Source organism: Amycolatopsis sp. WAC 01375 (genome assembly GCF_003947325.1).
Lineage (GTDB): Bacteria > Actinomycetota > Actinomycetes > Mycobacteriales > Pseudonocardiaceae > Amycolatopsis.
In genome coordinates this window covers 58,187-84,835 of sequence record NZ_QHHW01000018.1, presented here as the reverse complement: position 1 = coordinate 84,835, position 26,649 = coordinate 58,187, and the positions used below count along the sequence as shown (strand labels likewise).

The following is a 26,649-nucleotide window of genomic DNA, read 5'->3' as shown; positions in this document are numbered from 1 at the left end:
AGTATCGGGTTATGAGACCGGCGATGGCGAAGGAAAACGAAGCCGAACCGGTGACAGCCGAATGTCTCTTCTGCCATTTCGATGACGCCTCGGTCAATGACGTACTGTTCGAAGGACGCGAGATCTATGTCCGCTGGGACAACTTCCCGGCAGCAAAGGGGCATGTCGAAGTTGTCCCGAAAAGACATGTGGAGTCCTACTTCGCTCTCACAGCGAGTGAGCACGCCGAAGTCTATGCCCTGATCAAGCGGGCATGGCACAAGATCGAAGAACAGTTCCAACCGGACGGATACACCATCGGCGTGAACGAGGGGCAGGCCGCGGGCAGGACGATCGACCACCTGCACATCCACCTGATCCCACGCTACGAGGGCGACGTGCCGGACCCTCGAGGCGGTATCCGTCACGTCCTGCCGGGGACCAATCCCGACGAATGGCTTGCTTGAGCCTTCCGCGCCTCCACCACGAACCAGTTGCCACGCCCGCTCGGCAAGACCCGGACCGATACGAAGCCGGAAGCGGCCAGCTCAGCCACAACGGCTTCGGGCCTGCGTAACGAGAACCAGCGCGAGGATGACATATGCGCGCTTCGCATCCATCCTTCGCCTTCCCCTTCCTTGAGGCTGATCGCGGTGACACCGCGGGGCGCGAGCACTCGATGGAGCTCGGAGAAGACGTGAGGATGTACCTCGCTCGGGAGATGCAGGACGCTCGCACACGCCCAGACGCCGTCGAACACTCCGGCGGCGAACGGCAGGGCCTGGAGATCGCACTGCACCGCGCCGAAGACCGCACACCGACACCGGGTGTGCCGGAGCAACTCTTCGCTGAGGTCGGTCGCGACGACGGCCGTACCTCGCTCGATCAGGTACTCGGAATCGCGGCCGGCGCCACTGCCGAGGTCCAGTACGAGAGCACCCGGCAAGGACTCGAAGAACCGATTCAACTCACGGTCGAGACCGGGAAATTTGTCAAGTGTGTCCGTGGCCCGGATGAAGGCGGCGGCGCTCTCGTCGTAGGCCGAGCGGTTACGTGACACGAGGGCACGCAAGTCTTCGTCGTTCAGGTGCATTCGAAGTCCTCACGGCCGATGGCCATGCCCAGGTTCGTCATCTCCTCGAGCAACTCCCGCCTGTTGAGCACGTCGTAACCCCGGCCAGCGTCGACGCTCACGCAGCCGACGAACTTGTTGCGCCCGCTCCTGATAGGCGTGACGAAGAGCGCCGTTCGATGCCGGAGGGCCTGGAACTCCTCCCACGTCAGGTTCATCACCGATTCCGGTCCGTACCTTGTGACGTGGTCTTCGTATTTCGCCGGGTCGGTGAGGTGCTCCACCAAGGGCGCGACGTCGAACCGCACCTCACGATCGTGTTGCCAGCACAATCCCACAGCCCCGATGCCTCGCGCCGGGGCAAAGCTCCGCGTCGCTGGAAAGGATGACATCCGATAGGAGGAAAGTCGTTTCAGCACACCTTGTACCGGATGTCGCAGCGTGCGCGTCTTCCGCCACACATGGAGCGCCAGATCGCCGGTGTCCAGTGGCGGATCGATTTTCGCACTGATATCGAGCAGACTGCCGAACGTGGACAGGACACGGCGACGCATCATGACGTTCCGGTCCACAAAGGAGCGTCGCTGCCAGCTTTCGAAGGGTGTGAAAGCGCCGAAAACACCGGCCACGACGAGAACGACCAGCAACAGGTAAGGGCGGCCGGTCAGGAGGTCATCCCAGAAGAGCTTTGAAGGTACGTTGTAGGCCTTGCCCGCCAGGAACAGGGTCGCCGTCAGCAGAATCGCCTTGTCCGCGGCCTTGGCCGTCTTCCGGCTCATGCCTTTCCGTCGCCCTGGTGCCGCCACGCCTTGCCTGGAAGGTCCGTACGCTCGCCGTTCTCACCGGTCAGCACCACCTCGCGCTTCTCGGTGACCACCCCGATCCTGTGGAAGCTCAACGCTTCGGCGAGATCGTCCACCTGGCCTGGAGATATGGTGAAGACGAGCTCGAAATCGACCGAATCCCCCATGACCAGGCTCAACGGCTCCACGTTCACATGGGCAGCGACGGCGGCCACCGCTTTGGGGACGGGAATGGACCGCTCGTCGACGTCGATTCCGACGCCACTCGACTCGGCGATGCCCAGCAAGGTGGCCTTCAGGCCGTCCGAGGTGTCCTGGCAGCTCGTAACCACTCCGCTGGCCCCGAGCACGAGTCCCTCGCCCACCCTGGCCACCGGCCGCTTCCAGTTGGCGAGCAACGAGGGAAGCAGGCTGTCGATGACCAGGTCCGGGACGCCGGAGCGCAGATACGCCATCGCGGCCCCGGCGAGGCCGGTCGGGGCCGTGAGGCATACGGCGTCGCCGGGTTTCGCGCCGGACCGCAACAACGCCTTGCCTGCCGGGCAAACCCCCAGAGCCGAGGCGGAGAGGATCAGACGTTCCGCGCCACCGATGTCACCACCCACGTTGAAGCAACCGAACGCGGCACACGCGTCACGGATGCCTCGCATGACGAGGCCGAACAGGACGTCGTCCATTTCGGCCGGGTACCGTACGACCGAAAGTAGCCCGATCGGCTTCGCGCCCATCGCAGCGATATCGCTCAAGTTCGCCGCGACCAGGTAGTACCCCAGGTCGTATTCGTCCAGGTGCCCCATCTCGTACAGCCTGAATTTGGGGCCACGGACGTAGTCGGTGCCCACCACGAGGTCATGGCTCCCGGCCAGCCGGAAGACCGCGCAGTCGTCTTGCGCATCGGCTCCCGTGGTCAGCTCCACGCGGCCGCCGTCCGGAAACGAAACCGGAGCGAACGCACCTGCCTGGCGAGCGAACAACGGAACGATCGTCTGTGCCAGTCTGGTCGGTTCGTCCGAGAATTTCTCACTCACCACAGGACAGCTCCGCATCGACGGTCGTGACGTTGCCACTCAATTTTCCCGGCCAGTAGTCCACCATTCGCATGGTCCGGCGAAGCTCCCCCTTCCGCATCACCACCGCGTAATCCCATTCCGGGTCCTCGATCGCCAGCACGGCGCCGGCGACCGAACGCAGATACTGCCTTTTCTGCTTCCCCGTCGGCCGATAGACCCGGACCCTTTCCCGGTACACGCGGAGGAAATAGGCCGAAGACGGCCACGGCGAGAGCGCGAGTTCCCCGAGAGAGCCCAGATCCCGGTAGGCGAGGGCGTCCGCGATGAGATGATCGTCCACGGCGTCCCCATCGATGGGGAGAAAGTGCAGATGCGCGTGCGTGATACAGGCGTGGCTCTCCTGTCCGGCACTCGACCCGTGCTCCAGAATCAGCGGCTCGCCGAAGGCCTCGCGATACAGCGGCACGATCTCGGCGAGAAAGCCTGACACCTCCGCCTCATGGAGGGAAAGTACCTGAGCGAACGACATGTAGTGGTTCGACGGAAGGAGCAGGAGATGCCCGAGGACGAGCGGTGACATATCTGCCAGCAGGGTCAAATTTTCTGTTGAATATATTAGCCGGGACGGTGGGTCACCTTCGTAGAAACGGGCGAAGGAGGTGTCGCCAGCACCTGAAAGCTCTTCACAGAAATCCGCACCCGCGCACTGCATGGTTTCGATCATGTCGCCCCCTGCCGCCTCGCCTGGTCTCCGTCGATCGGACCATCCTGGATTTTTGCGCACGGATATGGCGGACTTGAACGGTCAATGCGGAGGTTAACTCGAACGTCGTAACCTGATCACAGATTCGTGAACGCGAACTTTGGACAAAAGCAGGACACATCATGGCCGATACCTGGCCACTCACCCGATCGCACGAAAAGCGCCCGCCACCCGGTGGGCGACGGACGCTTTCCGCTATCGCGATCCGCTCACATTTACGGCGATCTCAACGAAATCGCGCACGAATATCCATTCATCGGCGAAATCCGCACTCACCGGCCTTCTCGCGCCAGCAGTTCCCGGACCCGTTCCTGCAGCGCCTCCCGCGGGTACGCGTTCACCTGGGCCCCCGCCATCCGCACCGGGTCGCCGAAGAAGAAGTACTCGTACAGCGACTCACGCCCGGCGAAGCTCGAGACCGACGCGTCGAACGCGAGCTTGAACAGCCGCGCGCGGTCCTTCGCGGGCAGTGTGGCCGACTGGAGGTAGGTGTCGATGTCGGGGCGGCCTTCCGCCTCGAAGTCCGCTTCACCCGGCAGAGCCATGAGGCCGGACGCGGAGAACTTGCGGATGATCTCGGTCAGCCGCGGCGAGACCTTGGTGGGGTACCAGTTCCGGGCGGCGTTGAGGACCTCCCATTTGGGCAGGAAGACGCCATCCTCGCTGAGTTTCCCGTCGGCCTCCGCCGCGCGCAGCACGGCCTTCTCGATCTCGACATAGGAAATCAGCTCCGACAGGTCCTGCTGGATGTGCTGGAAGCCGCCGATGCCGATCGCGTCGGCGATCTCACTGGCGAGGCCGAGGTAGAACTCCGTCTTCGCCAGCGTGCGCGTGACGACCTGGTGGGTCATGAGCGCGCCGGCGCCGGTCTCGGAATACCACGCGTTGCACAGTTCCGGATGCCCCAGCAGGAAGACCCGCTCGTTCGGGACGAAGACGTCGTCGAACACCACGACCGCGTCCATCTCCTCGAACCGCGAGGCGAGCGGCTCGTCGAAACGCGAGCGGCCGTGGTCGAGTCCGGCGCGGCAGAAGTACTTCAGCCCGGGTGCGTCGTTCGGGACGGCGAAAGCGTAGGAGTACGGTGCGTCCTCCGGGGTGCCGCGCAGAACTGTCGACGGGAACACCAGGAGTTCGTCCGCGATCGGCGCGATGGTAGCGAGCATCCGGGCGCCGCGGACGACGATGCCGTCCTCCCGCTCTTCGATCACCTTCGCCGACAGGTTGCCGCCGCCCTGCTGGCTCCCCGACACAGAACGATTGACCTGCGGCGGGATCAGGGTGTGCGTCGCGAGGAGGTCGTTCTCGCGCGCCATCTCGTAGTACTTCTCGATGCGCTCGCCGAAGACGGGATCGGCCTGGGAAAAGAACTTCTTCGCGGTCGACAGCGCGGTGAGCGACGAGTTCATGTAGTCGCCGGTGCGGCCGAGGAAACCGTTGGAGTACTGCGCCCACACGGAGAAGGCGGCGCGGCGTAGCTTGAGGTCTTCTTCGGTGCGCGGCACCAGGAACGACGTTCCGACGCGCTCCCCCGTGGTCGGCGATTCGTAGGTCAGGACGTCACGGTGCGCCGGGTCGTGCTGGAGGTCGAACAGCTTCGCGTAGGTCAGCGCGTTGTTGCGGAACGCCGGGTGTTCGGCGACCTTCGAGGTCACCTTCTCGCCGTCGACGTACAACTCCGGCGTCATCCCGTTGAGCTTGTCGAGGTACTGCTGTCCGGTACGGGCTCCCATGTCGTGCTCCTTCTCGGGGTGGACGTCGTTGTCAGAACAGGGATTCGTGGCCTTGCGCGGATTCGTGGATGGTCGAGAACTGCCCGTTGACGAAGCCGAGCGCGTTGCCGGAGCGATAGTCGAACTCCTGCACTTCGCCGAGGAACAGGGTGTGGTCGCCGCCGTCGTACGCGGCCCACGGCGTGCAGTCGAACCAGCTGAGGACGCCGCCGAGTCGCGGCGCGTGTCCGCCTTCGACCCAGGTCGGCGCGCCTTCGGGAGTCGGACGGCCGGCGAAGTTCATCGCGAGCGCCTCCTGTTCTGCGCCCAGGACGTTGACCGCGAACGGGCGGTCTGCCAGCAGGTCGTGACTTTTGACCGTGCGCTGGATCGAGACGAGCACGAGCGGCGGATCCATCGAGACCGCGGTGAAGGAGTTCACCGTCAGACCGTGCCGTTTCGTCGCGGCGTCGAAGGTCACCACCGCGACACCCGTCGCGAAGCGGCCGAGACAGCCGCGGAAGAACTGCGCGGGCGGCCGATACAGGCTCGAACCCGGCGAGAAACTGGTTTCGCGTGACATCATCGTCTGTTCCTGTTCTATAATCGAACAGCCAGTTCAACTATCGAAATGGATCGTATACGATGGTTTCGGACTCCCGCAAGACCGCGAGCACATCCCAGACGCTCAGCCGTGGCATCCGCGTGCTCGAAGTCCTTGCCGACGCCCAAGAAGCGCTCAGCGTCGACCAGATCGCCGAACGCCTCGGCGTCCATCGGTCGATCGCGTACCGGCTCATCCGGACGCTCGAAGACCACGGGCTTCTCACGCGGGAACCCGCGGGGAAATTCGAACTCGGCACGCGTCTGGCCGCGCTCGCGGCGGGGATCAAGCACGACCTGCAGGCCGCCGCGCTGCCCGAATTGACCGCGGTCGCGAACGAACTCGGCATGACGTGTTTCGTGACGGTGATGGACCGCGAGGAATGCGTGACCCTGGTCAGCGTGGAACCCCGGCACGCCGTCGCGTCCGTCGCGCAGCGCCCGGGGTCCAGGCATCCGTTCACCGCGGGCGCCCCCGGCCGCGCGATTCTTTCCCAGCTGCCGTCGGAAGAGTGGCCCGAGGAGGTACGGGAAGTGGCCGCCCGCGGCTACGCGGACAGCCATGGCGAAGTGATCGAGAACCTCAGCTCGGTGGCGGTGCCTCTCCCCCTTCGCGGCCACAACCCGGCGGCACTCGCCGTCGTCTATCTGTCGAGCACACGGGCCCCCGCCGAGCTCGCGGAGCGGCTCAAGGCGGCGGCGAAGGCCGTCCGTGACGCTCTAGGCGGGTGAGCGTCACGGACGACCTGATCACTTGCCGAATCGGAGCGGGCTCACCGCCTGCTCGGCCTCATGGTCCGGTCCGAGCGGGATCCCCGACCGGTCCCGCAGCAGCAAAGTGGCGATGAGGCCGACGACGGTCATCCCGGCCAGGTAGACGGCCACGGACACCGACGTGCCGGTCGCGCCGACCAGAGCGGTGGCGATCGTGGGCGCGAAAGCGCCACCGAGGATCGCGCCGAGCGCGTAGGAGATCGAAACGCCGGAGAACCGGATCGAGGCGGGGAACAGCTCCGCGTAGAACGCCGCCTGCTGGCCGTAGGTGAACCCGAGCCCGACGCTGAGGATGATCAACCCGAGCGCCAGCAACACGATGTTCCCGGTGTCCACCAAGGGAAAGAGCACCGCGACGCCGGCAAGCTGCGCGATCCAGCCCAGCACATACGTGCGGCGCCTGCCGATCCGGTCGGAGACCGCGCCCGCCGCCCACGTCGAGAGCAGCCAGGTCGCCGCAGACGCGGTCACCGCCCACAGCACCGGCCCGCGATCGAGGCCGATCGGGCCCTTCGGATTGGTCGCGTAGTTCTGGATGTAGCCGCCGGTGGTCATGTAGCCGACGGCGTTGTTGCCCGCGAACACCAGCGCGGCCACCAGGACGAGCACGGAGTGCTTGCGGAACAGCTGGATGATCGGGGTCCGGGTCTGCTCGCGGCGTTCGGCGATCTCACGGAAGACCGGGCTCTCCTCGACACGACGCCGCACGTAGTGGCCGACCAGGATCAGCCCGACACTGAGCAGGAACGGGATCCGCCAGCCCCAGTCGAGGAACGCCTGGCCGGGGACGAGCAGACTGGTCAGCGCCAGGACACCGGAAGCCAGCAGCAGGCCGAGCGGGACGCCGATCTGCGGCGAGGCACCGAAAAGTCCCCGGCGCTTCGACGGCGCGTGCTCGACGGCCATCAGGACGGCACCGCCCCATTCACCGCCCGCCGAAACGCCCTGCAGGATCCGCAGCAGGATCAGCAGCACCGGCGCGGCGACACCGATCTGGTCGAAGGTCGGGAGCACGCCGATCAGCGTGGTCGCGACACCCATCAGGATCAGGGTGAGCACCAGGACCACGCGACGGCCGTACTTGTCCCCGAAGTGTCCGGCGAGGAAGGCGCCGAGCGGGCGGAACAGGAAGCTCACGCCCACCGTGGCGAAGGAAACGAGGGTGCTGTTCGCGCCGAGGCCGGAGAAGAACAGCTTGCCGAAGACGAGACCGGCGGCGGACGCGTAAACGAAGAAGTCGTACCACTCGACCGTGGTGCCGACGACGGTCGCGAAGGCGACCCGACGTCGATCGGAAGACGGTGGGACGGTCCGGCCGGGCGTGCGTTCATCCTGCGCTGGATTCGACACCTTGACTCCTTTGACATAGGCCTGACGCGAGTGGCGGCCCGCTGGGATCCCCGGGCGAGGCGAAGGCCACTCGGTGCCCGCCTTGCCACTGTGGCACGGAATCATATACGTTATTAGATACGAAGCAAGGGTCGAGGATTCAGGGGAACATGGGCACTTACGAGGCATCAGCGCCTTCCGGCCGCGCGTCCGGTCCGCTGGACACCCGGCCGGGCAAGATCATCGCCGTCCATCTCAGCTACACGTCACGGGCCGCACAGCGCGGGCGGCGTCCGGCGACCCCGTCGTACTTCTTCAAGCCGTCGAGTTCGATCGGTACGTCAGGCGGCACCGTCGAACGTCCCGCGGGGACCGAGCTGCTGGCCTTCGAGGGCGAGATCGCGCTGGTCATCGGCACCACGGCCCGGTGGGTCAAGCCCGACAAGGCGTGGCACCACGTCGCCGCGGTCACCGCCGCGAACGACTTCGGCCTCTACGACCTGCGCGCGGCGGACAAGGGCTCCAACGTCCGGTCCAAGGGCGGTGACGGCTACACCCCGCTCGGTCCCGGCCTCATCGACGCGCGCGACATCGATCCCTCGTCGCTGCGCATCCGCACCTGGGTGAACGGCGACCTGGTGCAGGAGGACACCACGGCCGGACTGCTGTTCCCGTTGCGACAGTTCGTTTCCGACCTCTCCCAGCACTTCACGCTCGAACCGGGCGACGTCATCCTCACCGGCACCCCCGCGGGATCGACGGTGGTCTCCCCCGGCGACGTCGTCGTGGTCGAAGTGGACGTCCCCGGCACCTCCGCCAGCAGCGGACGGCTGCACACCACGGTCACCCAGGGGATCCGGTCCTTTTCGGACATCGGCAGCCTGCCCGAGGTCGACGACAAGCAGCGTGCCGAGGCTTGGGGCACTCCCGCAGAGGAGTCACCGGAACAGGAAACGCAGGCGCTCAGCGAAGCCCTGCGCGCCAAACTGCTGCGCGCGCCTGTCGCGGGCTTGTCCGCCCAACTGCGCAAACGCGGGCTGAACAACGTCGCGATCGATGGCGTGCGCCCCAATCTGCCCGGCTCGAAGGTCGTCGGCACGGCGAGGACCTTGCGCTTCGTCCCGAACCGTGAAGACCTCTTCAAATCCCACGGCGGCGGTTACAACGCACAGAAACGCCTCTTCGACTCGGTCGGCGACGGCGAGGTGATCGTCATCGAAGCCCGCGGCGACAAGGGTTCCGGGACACTCGGGGACGTCCTGGCGTTGCGGGCACGCTACCTCGGAGCGGCAGGCGTGATCACCGACGGCGGGGTCCGCGACTTCGAGGCCGTCGCCGCCACCGGCCTTCCGGTGTTCTCGCAGGGCCCGCATCCGGCCGTCCTCGGCCGCAAGCACGTGCCGTGGGACACCGACGTCGCGGTCGCCTGCGGCGGCGCCACCGTGCTGCCCGGCGACATCATCGTCGGCGACGACGACGGCGTGGTCGTCATCCCGCCGTCACTGGCCGAGGAGGTCGTCGACGCGACGCTCGTCCAGGAGGACGAAGACGCGTGGATCGCCGAGCAGGTCGGCCAGGGCCGCCCGATCGAGGGGCTCTTCCCGCTGAACCCGTTGTGGCGGGAAAGGTATGAGGCATGGCAGAAGAAGCAGTGAAGACGACCAGCAAATCCGAACTCGCCTACGAGTGGCTGCGTGAGCGGATCGCCCGGCACGAGTACGGCCCCGGTTACCGGCTCGTCCTCGCCGAGATCGCCGGCGCGCTCGACATGAGCGTCGTCCCGGTGCGCGAGGCGATCCGGCGGCTCGAGGCCGAACGGCTGGTGACCTTCGAGCGCAACGTCGGCGCGCGCGTGGCGATGGTGGACCAGAACGAGTACGTCCACGCGATGCAGACCCTCGGCGTGGTCGAAGGGGTCGCCACCGCGCTGTCCGCGCCGCAACTCTCCGAAGAGAACCTCGCGCGGGCCCGCCGCGTGAACGAGCGCATGATCGCGCTGCTGGACCACTTCGACGCGCACGAGTTCACCGCGTTGAACCAGCAGTTCCACTCGCTCCTGTTCGAATGCTGCCCCAACCCGCAGATCCTCGACCTCGTGCACCAGGGCTGGACCCGGCTGTCCGGACTGCGCGACTCGACCTTCGCGTTCGTTCCCGACCGCGCGCACCGGTCGGTCGAAGAACACGAACAGATCCTCCGGCTGATCTCCGAGAAAGCCGACCCGCTCGACATCGAATTCGCCGCGCGCAATCACCGCTGGGCCACCATGCAGGCCTTTTTGGACGCGCGAGAGCGCGCGAAACGCTGACTGAGGAGGACTCTTGACCAGCACGACTCCCCGGCCGATCCCGGACGGCGTCCCGGAGCGGATCCGGCACTACATCGGCGGCGAACTCGCCGACTCGGCCGACGGTGCCGTTTTCGACGTACTCGACCCGGTGACCAACGAGGTCTACGTCCAGGCCGCCGCCGGCAAGAAGGCCGACATCGACCGCGCCGTCGCCGCCGCGCGGAAGGCGTTCACCGAGGGCCCTTGGCCGAAGCTGCTGCCGCGCGAGCGTTCCCGAGTGCTGAACCGCATCGCGGATCTCGTCGAGTCGCGGGACAAGCGGCTCGCGGCACTGGAGAGCTTCGACTCGGGCCTGCCGATCTCACAGGCGCTGGGGCAGGCTCGCCGGGCCGCGGAGAACTTCCGGTTCTTCGCCGACCTGATCGTCGCGCAGGCCGACGACACCTACAAGGTGCCCGGCCGCCAGATCAACTACGTCAACCGCAAGCCGATCGGTGTCGCCGGGCTGATCACGCCGTGGAACACCCCGTTCATGCTGGAGTCGTGGAAACTCGCCCCCGCGCTGGCGACCGGCAACACCGTCGTGCTCAAACCCGCCGAGTTCACGCCGCTCTCCGCGTCGCTGTGGGCAGAGATCTTCGAGGAGGCCGGGCTCCCGCAGGGCGTGTTCAACCTCGTCAACGGCTTCGGTGAGGACGCCGGCGACGCGCTGGTGAAGCACCCGGACGTCCCGCTGATCTCGTTCACCGGCGAGAGCGGCACCGGCAGCCTGATCTTCGGCAACGCCGCGCCGTTCCTCAAAGGACTGTCGATGGAGCTGGGCGGCAAGTCCCCCGCCATCGTCTTCGCCGACGCCGATCTGGAGACCGCGATCGACGCGACGATCTTCGGCGTGTTCTCCCTCAACGGCGAACGCTGCACTGCGGGCAGCCGGATCCTGGTCGAGCGCGCGATCTACGACGAGTTCGTCGAGCGCTACGCCGCGCAGGCCGAACGTGTCGTGGTGGGCCACCCGAGCGACCCCGAGACCGAGGTCGGCGCGCTGGTGCACCCCGAGCACTACGAAAAGGTCATGAAGTACATCGAGATCGGGAAGACCGAGGCCAGGCTGGTCGCCGGCGGCGGCCGCCCCGATGGCTTCCCGACCGGGAACTACGTGGCTCCCACGGTGTTCGCCGACGTCAAACCGGATGCCCGGATCTTCCAGGAGGAGATCTTCGGCCCGGTCGTCGCGATCACGCCGTTCGACACCGAAGAAGAGGCGCTGGAGCTCGCGAACAACACGAAGTACGGGCTCGCGGCCTACGTCTGGACCAACGATCTCAAGCGGGCGCACAACTTCGCGCAGTCCGTCGAGGCGGGCATGGTGTGGCTCAACTCGAACAACGTCCGTGACCTGCGAACCCCCTTCGGCGGGGTCAAGGCGTCCGGACTGGGGCACGAGGGCGGTTACCGCTCGATCGACTTCTACACCGACCAGCAGGCGGTGCACATCAATCTCGGCGAGGTGCACAACCCCGCCTTCGGCAAGGGCTGACCCCGTTCCCCGTCCACAAAGGATGACGCAATGAAGCCGATCCCCACCCCGAAATCGCCGCCGCCGGACGTCCTGCGCTGCGCGTACATGGAACTCGTCGTCACCGATCTGGCGCGTTCGCGCGCCTTCTACGCCGACGTCCTCGGACTGACGGTGACCGAAGAGGACGACACGACGGTCAGCCTCCGCACGATCGACGAGTTCATCCATCACAACCTCGTGCTGCGCGAGGGTCCGGTCGCCGCGGTCGCGGCGTTCTCCTACCGGGTGCGGTCACCGGAGGACCTGGACAAGGCCGTCGCGTTCTACACGGAACTGGGCTGCCGGGTCGAGCGCAACGAAAGCGGGTTCACCAAAGGCATCGGCGATTCGGTGCGGGTGCAGGACCCGCTCGGCTTCCCGCTCGAGTTCTTCCACGACGTGCAGCACGTCGACAGGCTCAGCTGGCGCTACGACCTGCACGTTCCGGGCGCGCTGGTCCGGCTCGACCACTTCAACCAGGTCACCCCGGACGTCCCGCTCGCGGTGAAGCACATGGAAGACCTCAACTTCCGTGTCACCGAAGACATCCAAGACGGCCAAGGCGTCACTTACGCGGCCTGGATGCGGCGCAAGCCCACCGTGCACGACACCGCGATGACCGGCGGCGACGGGCCGCGGATGCACCACGTCGCCTTCGCCACGCACGAGAAGCACAACATCCTGTCCATTTGCGACAAACTCGGCTCGCTGCGGATGTCGGACCACATCGAACGCGGCCCCGGCAGGCACGGCGTCTCGAACGCGTTCTACCTGTACCTGCGCGACCCGGACGGGCACCGCGTCGAGATCTACACCCAGGACTACTACACCGGCGATCCCGACAACCCGGTCGTCACCTGGGACGTGCACGACAACCAGCGCCGCGACTGGTGGGGCACGCCGGTGGTCCCGTCCTGGTACACCGACGCCTCCCTCGTACTCGACCTCGACGGCAAACCGCAACCGGTGGCCGCGAGGACCGAGGAAACCGAACTGGAAGTCACCATCGGCGCCGACGGCTTCTCCTACACCCGCAAAGGTGACGACGAAGGCGAACTGCCGGCCTGGAAACAGGGCGAGTACAAACTCGGCAACCAGCTCTGAGTGCCGGTTGGCGGAGCTGCGGATGTATCTGAAAGGCGACCGAACGCGTGAACCCGCTCGATCGCAATGGCGGGTTCACCAGCAGACAATAAGGCGGGGACATGCTCGAACAGGAGAAGATCACCGCGATCGCCGACGAACTGGCGGCCGCGGAGGAGGCCCGGGAGACGATCCCACTGCTGACGGCGCGCTATCCGGACATGACCGTCGAGGACTCGTACGCCGTGCAGAACGAATGGCGGCGCCGGGGTATCGCGGCGGGACGACGTCCGGTCGGGCGCAAGATCGGGCTCACGTCGAAGGTCATGCAGGCCGCCACCGGGATCACGGAACCCGACTACGGCGCCATCTTCGCGGACATGGTGTTCGAGAACGGTTCCGTGATCGAACACAGCCGGTTCTCGAACGTGCGCATCGAGGTCGAACTGGCCTTCGTACTGCGTGATTCCCTCGCTGGACCGGGCACCACGGTGTTCGACGTACTGCGCGCGACCGAGTACGTCGTGCCCGCGCTGGAGATCCTGTCGTCGCGCATCGAAATGGCGGGACGGACAATCGTGGACACGATCAGCGACAACGCCGCGATGGGCGGGATGGTCTACGGCGGCAACCCGGTCGCCGTGGACGCCGTCGACCTGCGGTGGGTTTCGGCGCTGTTGTACCGCAACGAAACCATCGAGGAATCCGGCGTCGCCGCCGCGGTGCTGAACCACCCCGCGAACGGTGTCGCCTGGCTGGCGAACAAACTCGCCCAGCACGGCGACAAACTGGATCCGGGCGACATCGTGCTGGCAGGCTCGTTCACGCGGCCGATGTGGGTGCACCCCGGCGACACCGTGACCGCCGACTACCGGGACCTGGGGGCGATCACATGCCGCTTCGTCTAGACCCGCCGTTCCGGGATCAGTTGGCCGAGCGACCGCGGATCGGCATGTGGGTCACGTCGGGAAGCCCGGTCGTCGCGGAGATCTGCGCGGGCTCCGGACTCGACTGGCTGCTCATCGACACCGAGCACTCCCCCGCCGGACTCGAAACGGTGCAAGCGTTGCTTCAAACGATCGCCGCGTATCCCATCACGCCGATGGTGCGCGCCCCGTCCGGTGACGCGGTCGCGCTCAAGCAGCTGCTCGACCTGGGCGCGCAGAACCTGCTGGTGCCCATGGTCGACAGCGCGGAGGAGGCGGAGGCCGTGATGCGGGCCGTCCGCTATCCGCCGCGTGGCGTACGCGGTGTCGGCAGTGCTTTGTCCCGGTCGGCGCGCTGGAACCGGGTCGAGGACTACCTCCTGAAGGCCGAGGAGCTCACGTCACTGTTCGTCCAGATCGAGTCGACGGCAGGTGTCGCGGCAGCCGCCGGGATCGCCGCTGTCGACGGCGTCGACGGGGTGTTCGTCGGCCCGTCCGATCTGGCCGCCTCGATGGGTCTGCTCGGGCAGCAGACCCACCCCGACGTCACAGCAGCCGTGCTGAGCACCTTCGAGGCCGTCCGTGCTCAGGGGAAACCGGTGGGGGTCAACGCGTTCGACCCCGCACAGGCCCAGCGCTATCTCGACGCCGGTGCTTCGTTCGTGCTGGTCGGTGCCGATGTCACCCTGCTCGCTCAAGGTTCGGAGGCGCTCGCGCGGCGTCATCAGGCTTAAGGCCTTGGCATCCACCGCGGTCGAAGGTTGGGCCGTCGTTCCGTGAAGGACCCCTTGAGGGACCCAGGGTCCCTCAAGGGGTCCTTCACGTACTTCAAGCAGGCAAAGGTGGGCCTCGCTCGGGAGGGTCGCCTGCTCCAGCGTGGCGCTCGCGAGCTTTCTGTCGTGAGACGAGGGCGCCGCAGGTTGCGAGTAGGTGCCTGAGCAAGGGCCGCCAGACCACGCTTCCTTGGCCCAGTGTTGTTCGCTGGGCATGGCGAGGGGCCCGTCGCCGGTGTGGCTGGCGGGCTCCTCGGGTCACACGTGGTGGAGGGTGTTGCGCCGGGGTTTCTGTAGCGGATCTCGGTATTGGGGTGGGATGAACTCCGGTAACCCATCGGCCGCCATCCGGACTTCCCAATCACCGTGATGGATCAGCCGGTGGTGGAACCCGCAGAGCAGCACAAGGTTCCGGAGATCGGTGGGTCCTCCGTCTGCCCAGTGATGGATATGGTGAGCGTGGCAGTTCTTGGGCCGCCGATGACACCCGGGGAACGCACATCCGCCATCCCGGATGTTCAACGCACGCCGCTGGCCGGGGGTGACGAACCGTCGCAGCCGTCCCACGTCGAGGGGTTCTCCAGCGGCACTCATCACGACCGGCAACATCAGGCAGTCGCAGGCGGCGAGCCGGGCTTCGCGGGCGGTCATCGTCCCCACGAAATCGAGGCAGGCGGTGCCGAGGCCGGTTTTGAGTGCGTCGAGTCCGATCGTGACGTGCAGCAGGGTGCGGTAGCCGCTGGTGCCGGGTTGGTCGGGGCAGGCGATCGCCAAGTCGAGGATGTCGACCCAGGCGTCTCCCATGCGTTCGCATTTCATGCGGAGATCGGCTTGGCCGAACTCGTCGACCGGCCGCGGCGCCGCATGCGCCTCCAAAGCCGCCGCGGTGCGGGCACCGGTCTCGTCGTCGAGGAGACCGGTCAGTTTCCAGTAACCGTCTTGGCGGCGCTCCAGGGTGATTTCCCGGCGCGGCGGGGCGGGTTCGGGATCCTTCGGCTCGTTGCCGTCGGGATCCAGCCAGGCCAGGAGGTTCGTTTCGGCGTCCATCAGTTGGCGGGGTCCGGCGTCGCGGGCGAGGGTGGCGAGGATCTTCTCCGCGCTCGCCCGATCCTCAGTCGAGGTGTCGGCGGGGAGCTTCTTCAGGATCTCCAGGATCTGATCGATCCGCTCATCCCCGACCAATCCTTCGGCGGCGACCGCGGCGGTAGCGGGCGCGACAGCAGGAACTTCGTTCCCGTCCAAAGCGCGAGTCGGGTTCAACGCGATCGCGCGATTCACCACCGCACGCGCCTCACCCACCGACAACCCCGCCACATCAGCGAACCAGTTCGCCGTACGGCCATAGCCATACAAGTCTTTGACACCCCGAGACTCGACCTCCGCCAAATACCGCCCCAACCCGGCGGTAGCCATCCTGATCACCTGCAACGACTGCTGCACACCATGGGCAAGCTCCAGCTTGCCGGCACGCCACAACTCCTGCGGCAACTCGGGAAGGACAGTCTCGGACACCCCTCAAGAATACCCCAAACCAATCGAACAAGCGTTCGTAATTTTAAGCAACAATGAGCCAGCGCATTTACCACTGACTGGTGATAGTGCCGAGAAACGAGACTGCGCGTGCGTAATCGCCCGAAAAGCAATTAGCCGACTAATTGCGAAGGCGAGCGCTCCGGAAGCCTAAGCGCGGCCGCAACACCACCAGCAGCGACGAGACCCACAAACCCGAACACCACACCGAAAGCCAACACGGGCCGCGCGTCAAGGCCCGCCAGGATCGCGCCGGTCACCGCCACCCCGGCCACCGCACCGACCTGCCGAACCGTGTTGAACAGTCCCGAGGCGCCGCCCGCGGCATCGGGTTCGACGGACGCCATCGCGATGGCGGACAGCGGTGACCACGCCAGAGCGTTGGCAGCACCCAGAAGCGCGGCGCCCACCGAGATCCACCACGGATTCAGGCTCAACACCACTACCAGCCCGATGAGCAGCAGACTCACCGCCAGCAGGCTCATGCCGAGTATCGCAGGCCGTCGCCCGCCCACCCGGTCGACCCAGCGGCCCGCCGGTGGTGACAACAGGATCGCGACGACGGCGTCCGGCGCGAGGACCATCGCGGCTTCCATCGGGCCGAAACCGCGCACCTCTTGGATGTAGAGCATGGTGGGCAATGCCATCGCGAGGACCGCCGCGCCGAGCGACGCCATCGCGAGGCTCGCAGACGAATACCCGGACGAGCGATAGAGCCGCAAGGGCGCGAGGGCGTCCGCGCCTTGCCCGCGTTCTCGGAACCAGAAACCGACGAGCAACGCGACGGCAAGGGCGGTCGCGGGCAATGAAAGTATGCTCCAGGACAACAAGGCCCACACGAGAAGGCTGAGACCGGCCGTGCTCAACGCGGCGCCGAGCAGGTCGAAGCGTGTGGCGTTCCCGGAGCTTCCCGGAATCAGGCGGATGCCCATGACCACGGCGATGACGCAGAGCGGCACGTTGACCCAGAAGATCCAGCGCCAATCCAGGCTCGCCGTCAGCAGCCCGCCCAGAATGGGGCCGAGCAAGGTGGCGGCCGCCGCCACCGAACCCCAGATACCGAACGCGCGCCCTCTCTCGTCTTCGGCGAAGAGCCGTCGGATCAACGTGAGTGGTTGCGGTGACATCGCGGCCGCCGCCAGGCCTTGCAGGATCCGGAACGCGATGAGCCATTCGATCGACGGCGCGAGCCCGCACAGTGCCGAGGCGACGCCGAAGCCTCCCATGCCGAAAAGGTAGACACGCTTCGGATCGAAGAGATCTCCTAGCCTGCCGGCGACCAGCAGCGGAACAGAAAACGCGAGCAGGTAGCCCGCCGTCACCCAGAACAACGCGGCTACGTCCCCGCCCAGCTCGGCTTGAATGCTCGGGCTCGCCACCGCGACGATGGTCGTGTCCAGCAGGAGCACGAAGAACCCCGCGAGCAGCGCCGCGAGCCCACCCCATCTCGACGGCCCCATAGCGCACACCTTAATGACGATCGCGGTTACGGTTTTGCCATGACCGCACTTCCGCGCGGCGGTGCCCCCGCCGAAGCTTTGGCCGAGGTCGAAGCGAGCATCGAGGACCGCTGGCGCCGTTTCCTCGAGGAATACGGTGTCACCGCCGGAACGGAAGCGGAGAACGACCTCGCCGAATCGGTCGTCGCCGACACTTCCGCGTTCGAATGGCGAGTCGTCGACGCCGCCCTCGACAGGCTGGCCTGCGCAGACTGCGGCAACGCGCTCGGCGCGGGGCCCACCGGCTGCGGGAGATGCGACCAGGCCAACGGCTTCCAGTTCGCGGCCATCGAGACCGACCGGCCCGCCACGCCGCCGGGCACCGAGCACGGGCTCCGCGTCGCCACCGCGGTCGCCCGCACCCGGCACCGCTACGGTGCGCGGGCCCGCTGCGGTTTCGAACTCGGTCTTCCGCTTCTCCTCGGCGGCGAGCTGCCCGGTACGCCTCAAGCGCAGGCGTACCGGGCAGCGATCAACAAGCTCACGGAAGAGGAATGCGAGCGCGTGACCTCGTTCGAGGAGGTCACGCGGCTCAGTAGTCGTCGCGTCCGGTGAACTGCTGCTCCAGCAGCTCCGCCGAACCCGCGACGAGTTCGAGCGGGTCGGTGAACTCGTTGATGTCGAGGTTCACCAACGGCAGGGAATGACGCAGCACCAGGTGTTCTCCCATGACCACCAGTCCGCCGACGACGATCGTGTTGCCGATCTCCGTCAGCACGGTAGCGAGGTCGACCTGGTCGACGCGCGCGAACGGTGTCGCGATCTGCACCCAGTCCTCGCGGCGATCGAAGACCTCCCGCGCGATGACCACGGTCTGGGCCCGCTCTTCGTAGTCGTCGTCGCCGTAGGACAACCGGATGCGTATTTCGTCCGTTTCGTCCTTCACCACCCGATATTCGTGCCGTACGAACGCGACCAGATCGGCCCATTCCGCCATGAATTCAATCTCCCTCGCAGTCGAAGATCGAGACTAGCGAGAGCGGACGGTCTCGAACCGTGCCTCGTGCCGACATCACCCGGACGAAGCAGCACGGACCAAAGACAGGCCGGTTCTTCGCCGCGCGGGATCCCTTCACCGCGCCGTGAAGGGATCCCGCCCGGTCGGTCAGCCGCCGGTCGGCAGCCCCGCTCGCGCTTCCTGCGAGGTCAACGGCCGAAGCGACAGCGTGTACTCGTACGTGCTGTCGGGCTGAACCTGGCTGCGTTCCCGCACCGGGTTGGGCGTGTCCCCGACCCCGGTCACCGCGTGGCTCGCGTGCAGCGTGAACCAGCCCTTGTTGCGCTGCAACTGGAACGGATACGCCGCCCGGTCGAGGTCGTCGAACGGTGTCACGCTGACGTCGTTCGCTCCCCCGACCAGCAGGCCACCGGTCCGGCCGTCGGTGAGCAGCGCCCATCGGCTGTCGGTGTGGTTGCCGTGGTCCTGCGGCCGGTGGTACTCGACGTACTGCTGGTCCACCGTGCTCGACTGCACGCCGATCGGCGTCCCGTCCTTGCGGTCGACGTAACTCTCGGCTTTCCGCCCATACCAGGCGAACCGGTCATACCGGTCCGGCACCGCCAGTGCGACGCCGATCCGGGGCAGGTACGGCAGAGTGCGCACGCTCCCCTGCGGCACGACGCGGTTGCCGAGGCTCAGCGTCCCGGTCCGGTCGACGGTGTAGGTCATCGTCTGGTCGAACCACGCCCCGGCGACGTCCGGCGCCGCGACCCGGCTGTCGACGATCACCCGCACGCTTCGCGAGCCGTCCTTCTCGACCCGCACTCCCGTGACCGTGGTCTTCAACCGGTCCAGGCCGGCTTTGCGCCAGTCCTCGCCCTCGGCCCTGCCCCAGGCGAAGGTCTCGTTGCTGATGGGTGCCCGCCACGCGTCGAGTTTCGGCCCGGCGGTCAGCAGTTCCTTGCCCTGATGCCGGATGGACGTCAGCGCACTGCTCGCCTTGTCCACCTTGTACGTGACCCCCGCCGCCGACGCCGTCACCGAACCCGCGTCCTCGACGACTCCGACGGCCTTCCCGTCGAGCGGCGTCCGGTCCAGGCCCGGAATCCGTTTACCGCCCAAGGAGAACTGGTCGTGCGCCAGGACATGTCCCCGCGCGAGCATGGGCTCGCCCTGGGTGGTCACCGCCTCGACGGTGAGGAAGCGCTCGCGATCCGCGGGATTCGGCGGCGCGGGAACGGCGACTCGCCCGGTCGTCCCGGCGCCGACCCGCAACGGCTGTTCGCCGCGGGCGACGATCCGGGAGCCTTCCTGGATCCGCCACCGCAGGTTCAGCTCGTCGGTGCCCTTGAACTGCCGTTCGTTGGTCACCGACACCGTGCCACCGGAGTAGGCGAACCGGAGCGGCTGATGCGCCCAAGCCATCTGCGCGGTCTCCGGCTGCGCCGAACGATCCGTGCCGATCAGACCGTCCACACCGGACAGACTGGAGCCATAGGACAGGTGGCTCCCCTGGTCCGTGACGCTGTCGAAGTCCAGGGCCAGGACGGCACCGCCGGCCGGTGCGGCACCGGACAGCTCGGCGGCGGACAGTGGCTTGTCGTAGATACGGACGTCGTCGACGGCGCCGCGGCCCATCCAGCCGATGTTCGACGGGTCGTTCCAGGACGTCTCGAAGTCGCGGCCGACGTTGACCTCCGCCGAAGACGGGTCGATCGCGCCGGTGAACGGTTTGCTGCCGACCTCCTTGCCGTCGAGATAGAGCCGCAGGGCCGTGCCGTCGTAGGTACCGCTCACCCGGTGCCAGTTGCCGTAGAAATCGGCGGGCACCTTGGCCTGCACCGCCTGCCACGTTCCGCTGTGGATGAAGAACTCCAGCGTGTCCTGCGTCTTCATCTTGAGCGCGTACTGGTGATCGCCCTTGCCGAGGATGCGGAAATCACCGGTCCATTTGCCCGGCTTCACCCAGGCGTCGAGGGTCAGCGCCTTACCGGTGATGTCGAGCTTCCGGTCGCGGTAGACCTCGACGAAATCGTCCAGTCCGGACAGCGCCAGTGCCTTGCCGCGATGACCGTCGACCAGCTCCGGTTTGCCGCTGAGGTGCGCCGAGATGTCGTTGCCCGACGCATCGGGCGTGATCCGGATCCGCTGCCGGATGTTCTGCTCCGCCCAGTCCCAGATGAACCCGCCCTGGGTCTGCGGATTCGCCCGGATCGTGTCCCAGAACTCCCGGAAGTTGCCGAGGCTGTTGCCCATGGCGTGGGCGTACTCGCCGAAGATCAGCGGTTTGGTGGTGTTCTTCGCCTGTTCGGCGAACTTCTCCGGGGACGGATACCGCGGCCCCCACACGTCCGCGAACGGCGCGTCGCCGTCCGGGCTGTTCGACTGGTGGTAGATCGGCCGGGTCGGTTCGTTCGCGTCCAGCCATTCCGCCAGCGCGAAGTGATGCGCGCCGAGGCCGGCCTCGTTACCGGTGTCCCACAGGAAGACGCTCGGATGGTTCTTGTCCCGTTCGACCATGCCGATCATGCGGTCGAAGAACGCGTCCCGCCAGGCCGGGTCGTTCGCCTGGCAGTATTGAGCGCAGTTCTCGTGGTTGTGGGTCTCGATGTCGATCTCGTCGTCGATCCAGAGCCCGTGCCGGTCGGCCAGTTCGTAGAAGTAGGGGTCCGACGGGTAGTGCGAGGTGCGGACCGCGTTGACGTTGAGCTGCTTCATCAGCGCGACGTCGCGCTCCTGCGCGCGCCGGGGCACGTGCCTGCCGTGATCGGGGTCGGTCTCGGCGCGGTTGACGCCCTTGAACAACACCCGTTTCCCGTTGACCAGCAACTGTTTGTCGCGGATCTCGATCTCCCGGAACCCGACCGTCTCGCTCGTGATGTGTGTGACGCGACCGTCGGGCGCGGTCAACGTGAGGACGGCCGTGTACAGGTTCGGCGTCTCGTCGGTCCACTTGGCCGGGTTGCGGACAGGCAGGTTCAGCGTGGTCTTGCCACCCGCCTCGACCTCCCCGCTCGCGGACCCGGCCTCCTTGCCCGCGGCGTCGCGCAGGCTCAGGCCGACACGGTGCTTGCCCGTGGTCCCGCCGGGTTTGGTGGCGACCTCGACCGCGGCCTTGAGGGTGGCGTCGGTGTAGGTCGCGTCGAGGTCGGTCGTCAGTCCCACGTCCTGGATGAACGTCCCCGGCGCCGAATGCAGGGTCACCGAGCGGAAGATGCCCGAGTACCGCCACTGGTCGACGTCCTCCAGGTAGGCGCCCGCGCTCCAGCGGTGCACCTGCACGGCGATCCGGTTCGGGCCAGGGCGCAGCGCGGAGGAGATGTCGAACTCCGCCGGCGTGTAGCCGCCCTGGTCGTAGCCGATGTACGTCCCGTTGACCCAGACGAAGTACGCCGACGTGACACCCTCGAAGCGCAGGAAGGTCTCGCGTTCCGTCCAGTCCGCGGGCAGGGTGAAGTCGCGGACGTAGGCGCCGGTCGGGTTGACGTCACGCGGGACGCGCGGCGGGTCGTCGGGCTGGATCTCGGTGGCGATGTTGCGGAAGATCGGGTGGTCCAGACCGTCCGTCTGCCAGGTGTGCGGAACGGATACTTCGCGCCAGCGCGACGCGTCGTAGCCGTCCTCGTGGAATCCCGCCGGGACCTGAGACGGATTGTCGGCCATCGCGATCCGCCACTTGCCGTCGAGCGACTGGGTGTAGGGACTGCGTTCCTCGCGGCGAGCCGCGGCGGAGACGTCCGCGTACGGGCGTAGGTAGGCGTGCGGTGGCTCCTGGCCTTCGGCGACCTTCCGTGGATCGTCGAGGTAGGACTGGACGTCGGCGGGTGGTCCGCCTGCCGCGGCCGGTGATCCGGCCGCGACCAGGGTCCCGGCGAGCATCGCCAGGACCAGGACGATGGGGCGTGTTCGCAGCACTGCGTTCAACCTCCCAGTGAGTTCAGCTGAGCCGGAAGCTGACCCGTTGACGATCCCGCACCGCGGTACCGGGACGGAAGACCAAGATCCTTCCCTTGTCGTGGGCCAAATAGGTGGCGGATTCACCCGGCAGGCGGAACGACACCGCCAGCCGGTCGGCAAGGCCCGGCACCTGGGTGAAACTCGCCGCCCGGCCGTAGGCGTCGCTCTCGTCGTACGGATCGATCCGTACGGTCGAGGCGTCGACCACCCGGACGTAACGGTCCGGGAAGTTCACCGATTGCAGTGCGACGGTTCCCGCTCCCCGGAACCCCGGGACGATCCGGAACTGCGAGTCGGCGAGTTCACGGACGTTGCCATCCGCCGTCAGCCGGTACTCGTAGTGCCGCACGTACAACGCCGGATCGTCCAAAGGGGACAGCCGGACGCAAGGTCCGCCTTTGCCGACCGGGACGCCGAAACTCGGTGTCCCGTCGTCGTTCCAGTACAGCCGTTGGACCCTCGTGTGCCGGTTCGGGTCGTACAGCGGGTCGCCGGTGATGTCGCGGTAGTCGCGGGCGTGGTAGACGAGCACGTCGGACCCGTCCTCGGCGACGGTGAACGAGTTGTGCCCCGGTCCGTACTGCCGGGTCGCCTCGTTCGCGGTGAACACCGGCTGCGGCGACTTCGTCCAGGACCGCGGGTCGAGCAGGTCCGAACGTTCGTCGGCGGTGAGCAGCCCCATGCAGTAGCGGGCGTCGGTGGCGCTCGCCGAGTAGGTCATGAACACCCGCCCGTTGCGGACGATCACCGCCGGCCCCTCGTTGACCTTGAATCCCTGGATCTCCCACGGCAGCGTGGGCACCGCGAGCCGGACGGGATCACCCTTGATCGCCAGCGGTGAGGCCATCTCGGCGAGGTACACGTTGCTGTTGGTCGCGATCCCGGGTTCGCTCTGCGCCCAGGCGAAGTACCGTTTGCCGCGATGCTCGAACGTCGTCGAGTCGAGCGTGAAGGTGTCCCACTTGGTCACCATCTGCCCGCGCAGCACCCAGGTACCCGCCCGTGGATCGTCCGAAGTGGACTCCAGAACGTACGTCCGGATGCGGAACACGTCGTCCGAGTCACCCGCGGCGAAGTAGACGTACCAGCGCCCGTCGATGCGGTGCAGTTCCGGCGCCCAGATGTGGCCGCCCATCTTCCCGGACGACGGCCGTCGCCAGATCGTCGTCTCCCTGGCGGTGGCCAGACCGTCGATCGTGGCGGCGCCGCGCACGACGATCCGGTCGTACTCCGGCACGGAACCGGTCAGGTAGTACATCCCGTTCACCGGCCGGGTGATGAACGGGTCGGCGCGCTGCTCGACCAGTGGATTCCGGGTGGTCAACGACGCGGGAGCGGCCTCGGCGGCCTGGGCCGTACCCGGCGCCAGGCTGCCGACCGCGGTGGCGGCCAGCAAGCCGCCACCCGCTCTGAACAGGTCACGACGGTCGATCGTCATGGTCATCCCCTCACTCGGGCCGGGAACCGCAGGAAGGTCACGGAATTCGGTGGGAAGGTGTAGGTGAAGCTGTTCGACACGCCGGAGAACCGCGACTCGCGTGGCGCGATCGGCGTGGCGAAAGCGGTGTTGACGTCGTCCGGTGAGCCCTGCAACGTCGTCACGCGGGCGGTCGAACCCGGCTGGACGCGGGTGCCGAGATCGACCCGGGTGCGGGCGGCCGAGGTCTGGGCGTTGACGACCTTGACCACGAGTTCGCCGGTCTTGACGTCGCGGGTGACGACCTGGCGGAACGGTTCGGCGACCTTGTCGTCGGTGAACGAACCCCACTTCTGCCCGTCGAGGAACAGCGTCACCTGACGGCCGCGGACCTCGACCCGCAGGTCGTACTGCTTGCCGGTCTCGATCTTGGTGTCGTTCTGGAGCAGGGTCTGCTTGCCGCCGCCTTCGGTCTTCTCGACCGCGGAAACGGTGTTGTTCCAGCCGCCGAGGTTCCACCAGTAGTTGTTACCGGTGTCCTTGACCCCGAACGCGACCAGGAAGCCCTCCCTGCCGCCGGTCTTCGTCGCCTTCACCGAGAAGTCGTAGTTGCTCCAGGACGGATCGCCCGTGGTCACGAGGGTGTTCTCCGCGGCCTGGTCGGACTGGAGGTAGACCCCGTTCGACACCGCCCAGGAACCCCGTCCGGCCACCTTCGACCAGCGTGAATCGTCGCCGGAGAAGTCGTCCGAGAACAGCTGCGCACCGTCGGCCGACGTGACCTTGACGTCGTCGTAGGCCGCGCTCGTCGCCCAGGTCGACAGCCCGATCGCGCCCGAGATCGGCGCGACGGTGGCAGGCGTGGCCGACGCCCTGCTCGGGACCAGGTGGTCGCCGACGTTGGTCATGAACAGCTTCTGTGTCTCGTAGCTGGCCGAACCCCACGAGCGCTGGTTGTCGAACCAGATCATGTCCGGTTTCCACTGCACGTAGTCGGTGTTCGCCAGCAGCGGCGCGTACGACGCGAGCTCGACGACGTCGGCGTTCCGCTCCAGCCCGGTCATGTACGCGGCTTCGGCCAGCGCGTTGCCGAACTTGTTGTCCAGCGACGCGTATTCGCCGAGAAAGACCTTGGGACCGTTGCGATCGTAGGTGTCGTAGCGCTGGTTGTTCTGGAGGAACCACTGCGGACTGTTGTAGTAATGCTCGTCGACCATCGAGACCTTCGCGTTCCGGTTCAGGTCCCACAGCCGGTCGAACGTCGCGCCGGTGTCGTCCGGTCCCGAGTTGCCGATCACCGTGATCCCCGGGTATTTCGCCGCGATCGCCTTCCGGAACTCGGTGAAGCGAGCGAAGTACTCGTCGGGCAGGTTCTCCTCGTTGCCGACGCCGACATGCGTCAGGTTGAACGGCGCCGGATGCCCCATCTCGGCCCGCTTCTTACCCCAGGCCGAGGTGACCGGGCCGTTGGCGAACTCGATCAGGTCGAGGGTGTCCTGGATGTGCCGCCGCAGCAACGCCGGGTCGTCGGTCGCCTTGTTCTGCCCGCAGCCGGTGACCAGCGCCGGTACCACCGGCAGCGGCATCGCGCCGATGTCCTCGGAGAATTGGAAGTACTCGTAGTAGCCGATGCCGTAGGTCTGGTTGTAGCCCCAGAAGTTCGCGTTCGTGGCCCGCTGCTCGACCGGCCCGATGGTGTCCTTCCACTGGTACGAACGCTTTCGTTCCCAGTTCGGCGCCTCGTAACCCTGGTGGCTGCCGGTGTTGACCAGGCAGCCGCCGGGGAAGCGTACGAAACCGGGTTTGAGCGCGGCGATCTTCTCCGCGAGGTCGGCCCGCATGCCGTTCGGCCGGTTCTTGTAGGTGTCGCGCGGGAACAGCGACACCATGTCCAGCCGCAGGGTCCCGCCGCCGGACGCGGTCAGCGCGAGCCTGCCCAGCGCACTCGACTCCCGTGCCCGGACACTGCCGGTGTACTTCACCCAGCCGTCGCCGCCGACCTGGACCCGCAGCGGATCGGCGAGCGCCTTGCCCGCCGGATCGGTGACGGCCACCGTGAGCGGCGTCCCCGCCGCCCGATCGGTCCGGGCGAACACCGAGAAGTCGTACTGCTTGCCCTTCTCGACCCGGATCCCCGAGTTGTAGCCGGAATTCGCGACGCCGTACTCGCCACCGGCGAGGTCGAGCTTGAGATAGCGGCGGTTCCGTTCGTTGAGCCGCCGGTCGTCGTCGGCCACCGTCGCCGTGCCGGTTCCCCCGTCGATCGACGTGGGTGCCCACGACGTCAACGGCGTGTACGACGCGTTGTCGGCCTTGTCGTACTCGAAGGAGCGGTTCTGCACGAGCTCCGCGTACAACCCGCCGTCGGCGGCGCGGTTGATGTCCTCGAAGAAGACGCCGTACATCGAACGGTCGATCGTGGCACCGCGTCCCGCCGCGTCCACGGCGAGGCTGTAGTCGGTCGTCGGTGTCTGGCCCGAAGCGGTCTGAACGGGCACGAGGACACTGGCGGCGATGGTCAGGGACAGCACACTGATCCGGATCGACCTGCTGCGCACAGCACTTCCTTTCGCGACGGTTGCGAGGGGAACTGCGGGTGAGGGGTGGGTCAAGCGGGTCGTGAGTGGCGAT

The 26,649-nt window shown here is 66.8% G+C and carries 22 protein-coding genes; 9 read left to right on the top strand and 13 right to left on the bottom strand.

The features are described 5' to 3' along the window. The first annotated feature begins 23 nt into the window (after nucleotides 1-23). Nucleotides 24-446 (top strand): HIT family protein, encoded by a 423-nt coding sequence (locus tag DL991_RS08790; RefSeq protein WP_233598735.1) that lies wholly within the window; start codon nucleotides 24-26, stop codon nucleotides 444-446. Here DL991_RS08790 and DL991_RS43950 read toward each other — a convergent pair. From DL991_RS43950 to DL991_RS08760, 6 genes are all read right to left on the bottom strand, one after another. Continuing rightward, on the bottom strand, nucleotides 404-1,072 hold the full coding sequence (locus tag DL991_RS43950) for a class I SAM-dependent methyltransferase (protein ID WP_125782817.1): 669 nt from the start codon (nucleotides 1,070-1,072) through the stop codon (nucleotides 404-406). The genes DL991_RS08790 and DL991_RS43950 overlap by 43 nt on opposite strands. Then, complete coding sequence (locus tag DL991_RS08780; protein WP_125782815.1) at nucleotides 1,063-1,830, bottom strand: hypothetical protein; 768 nt, start codon at nucleotides 1,828-1,830, stop codon at nucleotides 1,063-1,065. The genes DL991_RS43950 and DL991_RS08780 overlap by 10 nt, the downstream gene beginning before the upstream one ends. Next, nucleotides 1,827-2,882: a thiamine-phosphate kinase gene (gene thiL / locus DL991_RS08775; RefSeq protein ID WP_233598732.1), complete on the bottom strand. Its 1,056-nt coding sequence runs from the start codon at nucleotides 2,880-2,882 to the stop codon at nucleotides 1,827-1,829. Before thiL ends, DL991_RS08780 begins: the two co-directional genes overlap by 4 nt. Then, nucleotides 2,875-3,588, bottom strand: a complete 714-nt coding sequence (locus DL991_RS08770) for an HIT domain-containing protein (RefSeq protein ID WP_125782811.1) — start codon at nucleotides 3,586-3,588, stop codon at nucleotides 2,875-2,877. Before DL991_RS08770 ends, thiL begins: the two co-directional genes overlap by 8 nt. A gap of 311 nt (nucleotides 3,589-3,899) precedes the next feature. Then, nucleotides 3,900-5,360 carry a 4-hydroxyphenylacetate 3-monooxygenase, oxygenase component gene (gene hpaB, locus DL991_RS08765; RefSeq protein ID WP_125782809.1) on the bottom strand — a complete coding sequence of 487 codons (1,461 nt, stop codon included), beginning with the start codon at nucleotides 5,358-5,360 and terminating at the stop codon, nucleotides 3,900-3,902. Nucleotides 5,361-5,391: 31 nt separating this feature from the next. Further along, nucleotides 5,392-5,925: a flavin reductase family protein gene (locus tag DL991_RS08760; RefSeq protein ID WP_125782807.1), complete on the bottom strand. Its 534-nt coding sequence runs from the start codon at nucleotides 5,923-5,925 to the stop codon at nucleotides 5,392-5,394. Between the two features lie 59 nt (nucleotides 5,926-5,984). Between DL991_RS08760 and DL991_RS08755 the strand changes: the two genes are divergently transcribed. After that, nucleotides 5,985-6,674 carry an IclR family transcriptional regulator gene (locus tag DL991_RS08755; protein WP_125782805.1) on the top strand — a complete coding sequence of 230 codons (690 nt, stop codon included), beginning with the start codon at nucleotides 5,985-5,987 and terminating at the stop codon, nucleotides 6,672-6,674. An 18-nt stretch (nucleotides 6,675-6,692) separates the two neighbouring features. Here DL991_RS08755 and DL991_RS08750 read toward each other — a convergent pair whose 3' ends face one another. Next, entirely contained in the window at nucleotides 6,693-8,066 is a 1,374-nt protein-coding gene (locus DL991_RS08750) for an MFS transporter (protein WP_125782803.1), read from the bottom strand. A gap of 149 nt (nucleotides 8,067-8,215) precedes the next feature. Between DL991_RS08750 and DL991_RS08745 the strand changes: the two genes are divergently transcribed. From DL991_RS08745 to DL991_RS08720, 6 genes are all read left to right on the top strand, one after another. Further along, nucleotides 8,216-9,700: a fumarylacetoacetate hydrolase family protein gene (locus DL991_RS08745; RefSeq protein WP_125782801.1), complete on the top strand. Its 1,485-nt coding sequence runs from the start codon at nucleotides 8,216-8,218 to the stop codon at nucleotides 9,698-9,700. After that, on the top strand, nucleotides 9,682-10,353 hold the full coding sequence (locus DL991_RS08740; protein WP_125782799.1) for a GntR family transcriptional regulator: 672 nt from the start codon (nucleotides 9,682-9,684) through the stop codon (nucleotides 10,351-10,353). The genes DL991_RS08745 and DL991_RS08740 overlap by 19 nt, the downstream gene beginning before the upstream one ends. 13 nt (nucleotides 10,354-10,366) lie before the next feature. Then, nucleotides 10,367-11,872 (top strand): 5-carboxymethyl-2-hydroxymuconate semialdehyde dehydrogenase, encoded by a 1,506-nt coding sequence (hpaE, locus tag DL991_RS08735; protein ID WP_125782797.1) that lies wholly within the window; start codon nucleotides 10,367-10,369, stop codon nucleotides 11,870-11,872. Between the two features lie 30 nt (nucleotides 11,873-11,902). After that, complete coding sequence (gene hpaD / locus DL991_RS08730; RefSeq protein WP_125782795.1) at nucleotides 11,903-12,997, top strand: 3,4-dihydroxyphenylacetate 2,3-dioxygenase; 1,095 nt, start codon at nucleotides 11,903-11,905, stop codon at nucleotides 12,995-12,997. A gap of 101 nt (nucleotides 12,998-13,098) precedes the next feature. After that, nucleotides 13,099-13,884 carry a 2-oxo-hept-4-ene-1,7-dioate hydratase gene (gene hpaH / locus DL991_RS08725; RefSeq protein ID WP_125782793.1) on the top strand — a complete coding sequence of 262 codons (786 nt, stop codon included), beginning with the start codon at nucleotides 13,099-13,101 and terminating at the stop codon, nucleotides 13,882-13,884. Next, nucleotides 13,869-14,636, top strand: coding sequence for an HpcH/HpaI aldolase/citrate lyase family protein (locus tag DL991_RS08720; RefSeq protein WP_125782791.1), 768 nt, complete (start codon nucleotides 13,869-13,871; stop codon nucleotides 14,634-14,636). Before hpaH ends, DL991_RS08720 begins: the two co-directional genes overlap by 16 nt. A gap of 297 nt (nucleotides 14,637-14,933) precedes the next feature. Here DL991_RS08720 and DL991_RS08715 read toward each other — a convergent pair whose 3' ends face one another. Continuing rightward, on the bottom strand, nucleotides 14,934-16,187 hold the full coding sequence (locus DL991_RS08715; protein ID WP_125782789.1) for an HNH endonuclease signature motif containing protein: 1,254 nt from the start codon (nucleotides 16,185-16,187) through the stop codon (nucleotides 14,934-14,936). Between the two features lie 131 nt (nucleotides 16,188-16,318). Further along, nucleotides 16,319-17,665: an MFS transporter gene (locus DL991_RS08710; protein WP_125782787.1), complete on the bottom strand. Its 1,347-nt coding sequence runs from the start codon at nucleotides 17,663-17,665 to the stop codon at nucleotides 16,319-16,321. 39 nt (nucleotides 17,666-17,704) lie between these two features. Here DL991_RS08710 and DL991_RS08705 point away from each other — a divergent pair, with 39 nt between their 5' ends. Then, a complete protein-coding gene (locus DL991_RS08705) occupies nucleotides 17,705-18,259 on the top strand; it encodes a hypothetical protein (protein ID WP_125782785.1) in 555 nt (184 codons plus the stop codon). Here the strand turns inward: DL991_RS08705 and DL991_RS08700 are convergent. From DL991_RS08700 to DL991_RS08685, 4 genes are all read right to left on the bottom strand, one after another. Beyond that, nucleotides 18,237-18,641: a hypothetical protein gene (locus DL991_RS08700; RefSeq protein ID WP_125685073.1), complete on the bottom strand. Its 405-nt coding sequence runs from the start codon at nucleotides 18,639-18,641 to the stop codon at nucleotides 18,237-18,239. The genes DL991_RS08705 and DL991_RS08700 overlap by 23 nt on opposite strands. Before the next feature lie 168 nt (nucleotides 18,642-18,809). After that, entirely contained in the window at nucleotides 18,810-22,559 is a 3,750-nt protein-coding gene (locus DL991_RS08695) for a glycoside hydrolase family 2 TIM barrel-domain containing protein (RefSeq protein WP_125782783.1), read from the bottom strand. Nucleotides 22,560-22,581: 22 nt separating this feature from the next. After that, nucleotides 22,582-24,039, bottom strand: a complete 1,458-nt coding sequence (locus tag DL991_RS08690; protein ID WP_233598730.1) for a family 43 glycosylhydrolase — start codon at nucleotides 24,037-24,039, stop codon at nucleotides 22,582-22,584. Nucleotides 24,040-24,041: 2 nt separating this feature from the next. Further along, on the bottom strand, nucleotides 24,042-26,576 hold the full coding sequence (locus DL991_RS08685) for an alpha-L-arabinofuranosidase C-terminal domain-containing protein (RefSeq protein WP_125782779.1): 2,535 nt from the start codon (nucleotides 26,574-26,576) through the stop codon (nucleotides 24,042-24,044). Between the last annotated feature and the right edge of the window lie 73 nt (nucleotides 26,577-26,649).

Bases quoted from the DNA above. Each gene is read 5' to 3' on its own strand.
- DL991_RS08705 (WP_125782785.1), top strand. From the start codon at position 17,705: ATGACCGCACTTCCGCGCGGCGGTGCCCCCGCCGAAGCTTTGGCCGAG.
- hpaB (WP_125782809.1), bottom strand. From the start codon at position 5,360: ATGGGAGCCCGTACCGGACAGCAGTACCTCGACAAGCTCAACGGGATG.
- DL991_RS08755 (WP_125782805.1), top strand. From the start codon at position 5,985: ATGGTTTCGGACTCCCGCAAGACCGCGAGCACATCCCAGACGCTCAGC.
- DL991_RS08760 (WP_125782807.1), bottom strand. From the start codon at position 5,925: ATGATGTCACGCGAAACCAGTTTCTCGCCGGGTTCGAGCCTGTATCGG.
- DL991_RS08770 (WP_125782811.1), bottom strand. From the start codon at position 3,588: ATGATCGAAACCATGCAGTGCGCGGGTGCGGATTTCTGTGAAGAGCTT.
- DL991_RS08690 (WP_233598730.1), bottom strand. From the start codon at position 24,039: ATGACGATCGACCGTCGTGACCTGTTCAGAGCGGGTGGCGGCTTGCTG.
- DL991_RS08700 (WP_125685073.1), bottom strand. From the start codon at position 18,641: ATGGCGGAATGGGCCGATCTGGTCGCGTTCGTACGGCACGAATATCGG.
- DL991_RS43950 (WP_125782817.1), bottom strand. From the start codon at position 1,072: ATGCACCTGAACGACGAAGACTTGCGTGCCCTCGTGTCACGTAACCGC.
- hpaH (WP_125782793.1), top strand. From the start codon at position 13,099: ATGCTCGAACAGGAGAAGATCACCGCGATCGCCGACGAACTGGCGGCC.
- DL991_RS08790 (WP_233598735.1), top strand. From the start codon at position 24: ATGGCGAAGGAAAACGAAGCCGAACCGGTGACAGCCGAATGTCTCTTC.
- DL991_RS08720 (WP_125782791.1), top strand. From the start codon at position 13,869: ATGCCGCTTCGTCTAGACCCGCCGTTCCGGGATCAGTTGGCCGAGCGA.
- DL991_RS08745 (WP_125782801.1), top strand. From the start codon at position 8,216: ATGGGCACTTACGAGGCATCAGCGCCTTCCGGCCGCGCGTCCGGTCCG.
- hpaD (WP_125782795.1), top strand. From the start codon at position 11,903: ATGAAGCCGATCCCCACCCCGAAATCGCCGCCGCCGGACGTCCTGCGC.
- DL991_RS08740 (WP_125782799.1), top strand. From the start codon at position 9,682: ATGGCAGAAGAAGCAGTGAAGACGACCAGCAAATCCGAACTCGCCTAC.
- DL991_RS08780 (WP_125782815.1), bottom strand. From the start codon at position 1,830: ATGAGCCGGAAGACGGCCAAGGCCGCGGACAAGGCGATTCTGCTGACG.
- DL991_RS08710 (WP_125782787.1), bottom strand. From the start codon at position 17,665: ATGGGGCCGTCGAGATGGGGTGGGCTCGCGGCGCTGCTCGCGGGGTTC.